The 6995-nt window shown below is 36.7% G+C and carries 10 protein-coding genes and 1 pseudogene; 5 read left to right on the forward strand and 6 right to left on the reverse strand.

The features are described from left to right. On the forward strand, positions 1-325 hold a 325-nt coding region (gene miaE / locus AC1DND_RS21855), incomplete at its 5' end, for a tRNA isopentenyl-2-thiomethyl-A-37 hydroxylase MiaE (protein WP_477584725.1). Between the two features lie 36 nt (positions 326-361). Here the strand turns inward: miaE and AC1DND_RS21860 are convergent. Genes AC1DND_RS21860 through AC1DND_RS21875 form a run of 4 tightly spaced genes read right to left on the reverse strand, consistent with a single transcriptional unit; the run spans position 362 to position 3055 of the window. Beyond that, on the reverse strand, positions 362-1435 hold the full coding sequence (locus AC1DND_RS21860; RefSeq protein ID WP_477584726.1) for a DUF3810 domain-containing protein: 1074 nt from the start codon (positions 1433-1435) through the stop codon (positions 362-364). A 3-nt stretch (positions 1436-1438) separates the two neighbouring features. After that, positions 1439-1708 carry a Txe/YoeB family addiction module toxin gene (locus AC1DND_RS21865; protein WP_029275375.1) on the reverse strand — a complete coding sequence of 90 codons (270 nt, stop codon included), beginning with the start codon at positions 1706-1708 and terminating at the stop codon, positions 1439-1441. After that, positions 1699-1836 (reverse strand): DUF2683 family protein, encoded by a 138-nt coding sequence (locus tag AC1DND_RS21870; RefSeq protein ID WP_477584727.1) that lies wholly within the window; start codon positions 1834-1836, stop codon positions 1699-1701. Before AC1DND_RS21870 ends, AC1DND_RS21865 begins: the two co-directional genes overlap by 10 nt. Continuing rightward, on the reverse strand, positions 1805-3055 hold the full coding sequence (locus tag AC1DND_RS21875) for a dihydroorotase (RefSeq protein WP_477584728.1): 1251 nt from the start codon (positions 3053-3055) through the stop codon (positions 1805-1807). Before AC1DND_RS21875 ends, AC1DND_RS21870 begins: the two co-directional genes overlap by 32 nt. Before the next feature lie 257 nt (positions 3056-3312). On the opposite strand from AC1DND_RS21875, the pseudogene AC1DND_RS21880 reads away from it, so the two are divergent. From AC1DND_RS21880 to AC1DND_RS21895, 4 genes and pseudogenes are all read left to right on the forward strand, one after another. Further along, positions 3313-4350, forward strand: a pseudogene (locus tag AC1DND_RS21880) (DEAD/DEAH box helicase); the annotation flags it as partial. A 98-nt stretch (positions 4351-4448) separates the two neighbouring features. Then, on the forward strand, positions 4449-4721 hold the full coding sequence (locus AC1DND_RS21885; RefSeq protein ID WP_477584729.1) for a hypothetical protein: 273 nt from the start codon (positions 4449-4451) through the stop codon (positions 4719-4721). Between the two features lie 141 nt (positions 4722-4862). Further along, entirely contained in the window at positions 4863-5198 is a 336-nt protein-coding gene (gene gldC / locus AC1DND_RS21890) for a gliding motility protein GldC (RefSeq protein WP_057932380.1), read from the forward strand. 185 nt (positions 5199-5383) lie between these two features. Then, positions 5384-5782: a hypothetical protein gene (locus AC1DND_RS21895; RefSeq protein WP_477584730.1), complete on the forward strand. Its 399-nt coding sequence runs from the start codon at positions 5384-5386 to the stop codon at positions 5780-5782. Positions 5783-5823: 41 nt separating this feature from the next. Here the strand turns inward: AC1DND_RS21895 and AC1DND_RS21900 are convergent, their stop codons facing one another. Continuing rightward, on the reverse strand, positions 5824-6213 hold the full coding sequence (locus tag AC1DND_RS21900; RefSeq protein WP_029275368.1) for a cupin domain-containing protein: 390 nt from the start codon (positions 6211-6213) through the stop codon (positions 5824-5826). Between the two features lie 19 nt (positions 6214-6232). Further along, complete coding sequence (locus AC1DND_RS21905) at positions 6233-6712, reverse strand: methylated-DNA--[protein]-cysteine S-methyltransferase (protein ID WP_477584731.1); 480 nt, start codon at positions 6710-6712, stop codon at positions 6233-6235. Positions 6713-6995 lie beyond the last annotated feature (283 nt).

Raw genomic sequence — 6995 nt, forward strand, 5'->3', positions numbered from 1 at the left:
TGACTATGTTGGTCGTTTGGTGAAATTTAGCAAAAAAGATGGAAGCCGGAATATGGCTTTTGTTGACCGGTTATTATTTGCGGCGATGATTGAAGCCAGAAGCTGCGAACGTTTCAGGGTACTTTCGTTAAATATAAAAGATCAGGAGCTGGCCAAGTTTTACCACGAACTGATGGTGTCAGAAGCCGGGCATTATACCACATTTTTAAATTTTGCGCGTAAATACAGTACCGATGTTGATGTAGATAAACGCTGGAAAGAATGGTTAGATTTTGAAGGGGAATTGATTCAGAGTTTTGGAACTAAAGAAGCAATACACGGATAGTTCAGTTTTTGGTTTGCAGTTTTTCATCATCAACTGTTAATTGGCAACTGTCAACTCCTTTTTATGTATATTCCATAGCCAAATTACAATATCCTGATAACTATCGATTCCTTTTTTCTGATTGTTCAGTTTTAAGAAACTATCGAACGCGGCATCCATATAACCGAACATATTGCCATTGTATTTTCGCCAGAATTCTTTTTCAGTTTTGAAATCGGCTAAAACCTGCGGTACGAGTTTCAAATAAAGTAATTTATAATCGTCAGGTGATTTCATCCTGATCTCAAACAAAATATACCGCAACATTTCATAATTGGCAGAATATTGGTAATTCAGATCAACGCTGTTGCTTGCCGTGAGATAACCCAAAAGATTGGCTTCATCCTCATAAGCGACGCCCAATTGATGGCCTATTTCGTGGCAGCTTACATAAGGTTTAACGAAATCTGGTAAATTCATATTCATATTGGCTTCGCCAGAAAGCGGGGCGTAATAGCCTTCGATGCCAATTTTACTGATTAGCCATGAATTTAAAACAGACTTTAAGCAAGGGTTTGGATATTGGAATAATTTATTTTTTCGCGACATAAGCGAATAGGCTGTTGCCGATTTTTTTTCTAATTCATCTATCGTGTAGGTCGGGACTTTGCCCTGTTTTAGTTTTAGATTATTGGTTTTTTGGATGAAATAATCGCCAAGAACAACCAATTCTTTAACATTGTATTTTTCATTGCCAATACCCAGCTCTTCACTGATACTTGGCCGACTGTAATTTAAACCCCATACAATTTTGAATATGATATAGAGCATCAGGAAGAAGTTGAGAGTTTGTAAAGGAACAAGAATCCTATCCTGTCTTTTTAGCGATTTTCGTTGTTTATAAAACCTCACAATTTTATAAAGTACAAAACCAATCAATAAGGCATAAATGATATCGCCAATGGCGAAAGGAAAAATAGATGATATAAACCTTAATGCTGAAGAAATGTAAAGATAAAAACCTGTTGAATAATATTTTTGGACCAGACCAGGGTAAAAACCAAAGAGGTAAATGAGTATAGCGAGGCTGATTAGAATAATCAGTTTTGTATGTTTAAAATGCTTAATCACCCCTTAATAATGGCCTTTTAGGGATTGAATTTCCAGGATGACAATTAATCCATCGTTGTGAATTTCATAAATAATGCGGTGTTCTTCATTTATTCTACGAGACCAAGAGCCTGATAACTCATATTTAAGTGGCTCTGGTTTGCCAATCCCTTCAAACGGATTTTCTTGAATTGCTATAATTAACTGCTCAATTTTTTTCTGAATAGCTTTGTTACCCGATTTCTTCCAATAGTTTAAGTGCTCAATTGCCTTTGGAGCAAATATTACTTCCATAAATCTTCGACTGCAATTTTTACGCCTTTGCCATTTTTGATATCTTCTTTTGCTTTTAATATTTCTTTAACAAACTCAGGATTGTATGGGCTTTTTTCAGTCTCGAAATCCCTGGAAGGTATCTCCATCGAACGGACTCCAACCACATTTATAGAAATTATTAAGTTTGGTTACTGTCCAGGAATCTTTCAGGTCTACCAACACTAAGTCTGCCCAATACCCTTCACGGATGAAACCGCGTTTTTCGATATCAAAACAGATGGCCAGGTTGTGTGCTGTTTTTTCAACAATTTTCTCTAAAGAGATTTTACCCTGTAAATGCATTTCTAGTAGTGCTGGTAAGGCATGTTGTACCAATGGACCACCAGATGGGGCTTGGGCGTAAGGCTGCTGCTTTTCTGCTAGTGTGTGTGGCGCGTGATCTGTTGCAATTACATCAATATAATCTTCAAGAACACCTTTAAGCACACCTTTTTGATCATCTTCGGTTTTTACCGCAGGGTTCCATTTAATGAAATTTCCTTTTGAAGCGTAATCTTTATCGTTAAACCAAAGGTGGTGCACACAAGCTTCAGCCGTAATTTTTTTATCCTTTAGCACGGTAATATTATCGAATAGTGCTATTTCTTTTGCAGTAGAAATATGTAAGATATGCAAGCGGGTTCGATAAGTTTTAGCCAGTTCGACCGCTAATGATGAAGATTTATAACAGGCCTCTGCGCTGCGGATTAAAGGATGCATATCAATGGTCAGGTCTTCACCGTATTGCGCCTTGAACTTGGCTAAGTTTTCGCGTATAGTTGCTTCATCTTCGCAGTGGGTGGCCACTAATATTGGTGCTTTGCTAAAAATGTTTTCTAAGGTTTTTTCGTTATCAACCAGCATATTTCCAGTTGATGAACCCATAAAAACTTTAATCCCGCAAACATTTTTAGGATCGGTTTTTAAAACCTCTTCAATATTGTCATTACTGGCCCCCATATAAAACGAATAATTCGCTAACGAAGTTTGGGCAGCAATTTCATATTTATCAGCTAATAAATCCTGTGTTAAGGTATTGGGTACCGTATTGGGCATTTCCATGAAAGAGGTAATTCCTCCGGCTACAGCGGCCATACTTTCGGTAAAAATATCGGCTTTATGGGTTAAACCTGGCTCGCGGAAATGTACCTGATCGTCAATCATCCCTGGTAAAAGGTATTGTCCTTCTGCGTTAATTTCTTGCGCATCAGGTGCAGATAGATTTTGACCGATTTTGGCTATCAATCCATCTTTTATCAATACATCGGCAACAATTTTTTGTCCTTCATTTACAATTGTGGCAGCTTTTATCAGGTAAGTATTCATGGTTTCAAAGGTAGTAATTTAGTGTTAAGTAGTTAGTATCAAGTATCAAGATTTTGATGCTGTGGATAGGGGAATTGAGTTTAATGTTACTGTTTTTGGTTAGATAAACCTGATAGTAGTGGGCATCCCGATTTTCATCGGGATAAAACGGATAGCAGGGCTGCCGGAACCGAAGAATTACTGAAATTGCTTTTCTAAATAGCTTTGGTCTTTTTGCTTTAGACTTGCTTTTAAGCTTTCCGCTTAAAAAGCCTATCTTGGTAATTTTTGGTGGAATTGGTCCGAAAACACAGAAAGAGCAAATTGCAAAAGGGGTTGATATTTTAATTGCCACACCCGGAAGATTCCTGGATTTATATTTAGCTGGTGATATTAATACACAGAGCCTAAAATTTTTGGTGCTGGATGAAGCGGATAAAATGATGGATATGGGCTTTATTGGCTCTATACACCGGATTTTGGAAATCGTACCGCGTAAACGCCAAAATTTATTGTTTTCGGCAACCATGAGCGATTTAGTGCAGAAAATTGCGGGCGATTTCTTGAATAATCCACTTGTGATTGAAGCATCTGCGCAAGCAACTCCTGCAGCAAATGTAACGCAGACTTTGTATTACGTTCCCAATTTCAAAACTAAAATTAATTTATTGCAGCATTTGCTGAAGAATGATGAGGCTTTTAACCGTCTGATCATTTTCTGTAAAACAAAAACCGTTGCTGATAATATTTACAGTTTCATTGAGCGCAGATATGGTGCTGAGAATGTCCGTGTGATCCACGCCAATAAAGGACAAAATACCAGAATTAACTCCATAAATAGTTTCAAAGAAGGTAATATCAGGGTTCTAGTGGCTACAGATGTGGCAAGTAGGGGTATTGATGTGAGTGATGTAAGTCATGTGATCAATTTCGATGTGCCCATCATTATCGAAGATTATGTACACCGTATTGGCCGTACTGGTAGGGCTTTTGCCAAAGGTGATGCGATTACCTTAGCAACGGATGCCGAAAAATATTATATCCGCAAGATCGAAAAATTGATCCGCCAATATATTCCAGTGGCTGAAATTCCGGAAGGTGTTTTTATTGATGAAACGCCTTACGAGGAGCGTCAGCATATTGCAAAGGAAATCGATATGCAGAAACGTAAGGAAGATCCTGATTTTAAAGGGGCTTTCCATGAGAAAAAACACGCTGCTGCGATAGAGAAAAAGGTACGAGAAAAAGCTAAAGCAAAGGCTGGTAAGCAGGTAAAGACTTTTAAAAAAGGTAAAAAATTCGATAAGAAAAAGTAATGAACCCGACACAATTAAAATAATTATTAATTTTCTAAATAATTATTTCAATTGTCAAAGGCTCCATCTGACAATTGAAAACAAATAAATAAACACAGATGAACTTTAGGATTACGCCTTTAAATATCGTTAGCGCCATTGGTTTGGGATTAGTGGTTGTAAATTTAGTTTCAGAGAAAAGCACAGCACCACGCCATGTGGATATGAGCGGCTTTTATCTCCTGATTTTAGGTTGCCTTATCCTTGTAACCTTTATTACTGATATGATTTTCCGATTCACGTTAAAAGATATTAAAAGGATCTGGGTGGTTGAATTGATATTTATCGTTATTGCAGCTGTTTTGATGCTGATACTCCAAAAAGTAGCGTAATTAAAACGTAAAAATTCTCAACAATCTTTATCGGTGTAATCAACCAATCTGTGGAATCAAATTAAATAAGCATCTTTGCATCCGGAAAAATTAGTCGGTCTAAATCGGAGGAATCGGTTAAATCGGTGAAATCAATATTATATGAAAAAAGCAGAAATAAAAATAACCGTTGAGTTAGATGAAGGCAATAACCCAGATAATATACTTTGGGAGAGTACAGATGCTGGAAACGCTGATAAAGTGCCTGCAAAGGCGATGTTTTTATCGGTTTGGGACCACAATTATAAAAACACTTTAAAGATAGATCTTTGGACAAAGGATATGCCTGTTGATGAGATGAAACGTTTCTTCTACGAAACTTTGCAAACCATGGGCGATAGCTTTTTAAAAGCCACAAACGAAACGTTGATTGTTGAAGATTTACGTGATTACTGTGCCCACTTCGCAGATAAGATGGGGATTATTGAGGGACAATAGTTTGGTTCATTAGTCATTAGTCATTAGTCATTAGTCATTAGTCATTAGTCATTAGTCATTAGTCATTAGTCATTAGTCATTAGTCATTAAAAAATGCCAGACAAGTTAGCTATTAAACTATTAATCATTAACTTCTGTCATAAACAATTAACCAATTTAGACAGTTAACCGATTAACCAAAAAATATGTTAGTATTAAATAAATTCAGGGCTTGGTTAGGCATTTTGTTATGTATTATTGCAGGTTTCTGCCCAATGTTAAAAGTACCCATTAAAGGCAATTGGAATTTGTATCAATCAGATGCACGTTTGTTTTTGATCACTTATGCCATTATTGCCATTTCGGTATTGTTTCTGTTTATCAGAAAAGTTGGTGCCTTTAAGTTTATGAGTTTCGTAATGGCTATCTGGTATGTTTTAGCGGTAGTTGCTGTTTATTTTACTGCAAATAATTATACTAAATATGGCTTCGCCAATAAACTTATCGGTAAAGTTGTTCATTTCCAGTGGGGCTGGATTGTACTTTTGGTCGGTGTTATATTTATGCTTTTCAGTGTTAAACGTGGTGAAAAAATTACCGCTTAAGCTTTTTTGTGCAATTATGAGCTTAGCTGGTTTTAAAAACGTTAATCTGCGATAAAATAATCGTTGGTATCATCTTCCAGGGGAATATAGATTCTTTCCCATTCATTGCCTTCTATAACTTGCCAGGTGTGCCCTTCTCCGGCCGTATCATTGGCAATGAGTATAATCCCCGGCTCGATAATAAATGTTTCGCCATTGCTTACTGTAAACCGAAGTTTACCCTTAAGCGTAATTACGTATTGACGCCTTGGTGCAGGATGAGGGATCTTCTCTAAAGTTGATACATCGGTTTGGGCGAAAAAATAATTGGCATTGATATGTTGACGGATAGGGATTGTACCCGTTTCAAAAGCACACTTGTTATCTTCAATATTAATTAAACGGATGGCTTTTATATAATTTTTAGTTGTTTCGGCTTGGTCTGTATTCATCTGCAAAAAAAATAGGGTTTTAAAATTTTAATTCAGTTTGTCCTTTTTTGGCAACCTCACGTTCGTGTTGTAGTAGCCATTGCTTACGCCATAAACCACCTGCATACCCCACCAGTTTGCCGTTACTGCCAATTACCCTATGACATGGTACTACAATGGCAATATTGTTTTTTCCATTTGCTGCAGCAATAGCCCGTATCGCTAATGGATTGTGTGCAGAAAATTTGGCATATGAAGTGGTTTCGCCAAAAGGTATAGTCAGTAAATTCTGCCAGACCTCCTGTTGAAATTCAGTCCCTTTTTGCTTCAACGGGAAATCAAAATCCTTTAAGTCGCCTTTAAAATAATCATTTAACTGATTGGCTACCTTTACCGTAAGTGCGTTTTCTGATAATCCTGTAATATCCTTTTCAGCAAAAGTAATTACATGTACAAATTCGTCATCAGCTAAGATGGTTATTGTGCCAACAGGCGATGCTATAACTGATGCGTAGTTCATATCATAATTACTTTAACCACAGATTCTCACAGATGAACACAGATTGTTGTGGACATTTTTTTGTGTTCCGCACCTAATTTAGAGCTTTAGAACATTTGTGCTGCTACGAAAAAATGCCATCTGTGTTTATTCTCTTCATCTGTGGTTCAAAACTTTTTTCTGCCACCTAAACTTTAAACAAAATTACAACAATACAACAATTTAAGCGTGCAATATTTATCAATAAAAGTATCTTTGCGGTTATGCAATTGGCCAAAGAGGTTAAATATTTAATTCACAAGGA

The sequence above is a fragment of the Pedobacter sp. 01N416 genome (assembly GCF_056399685.1).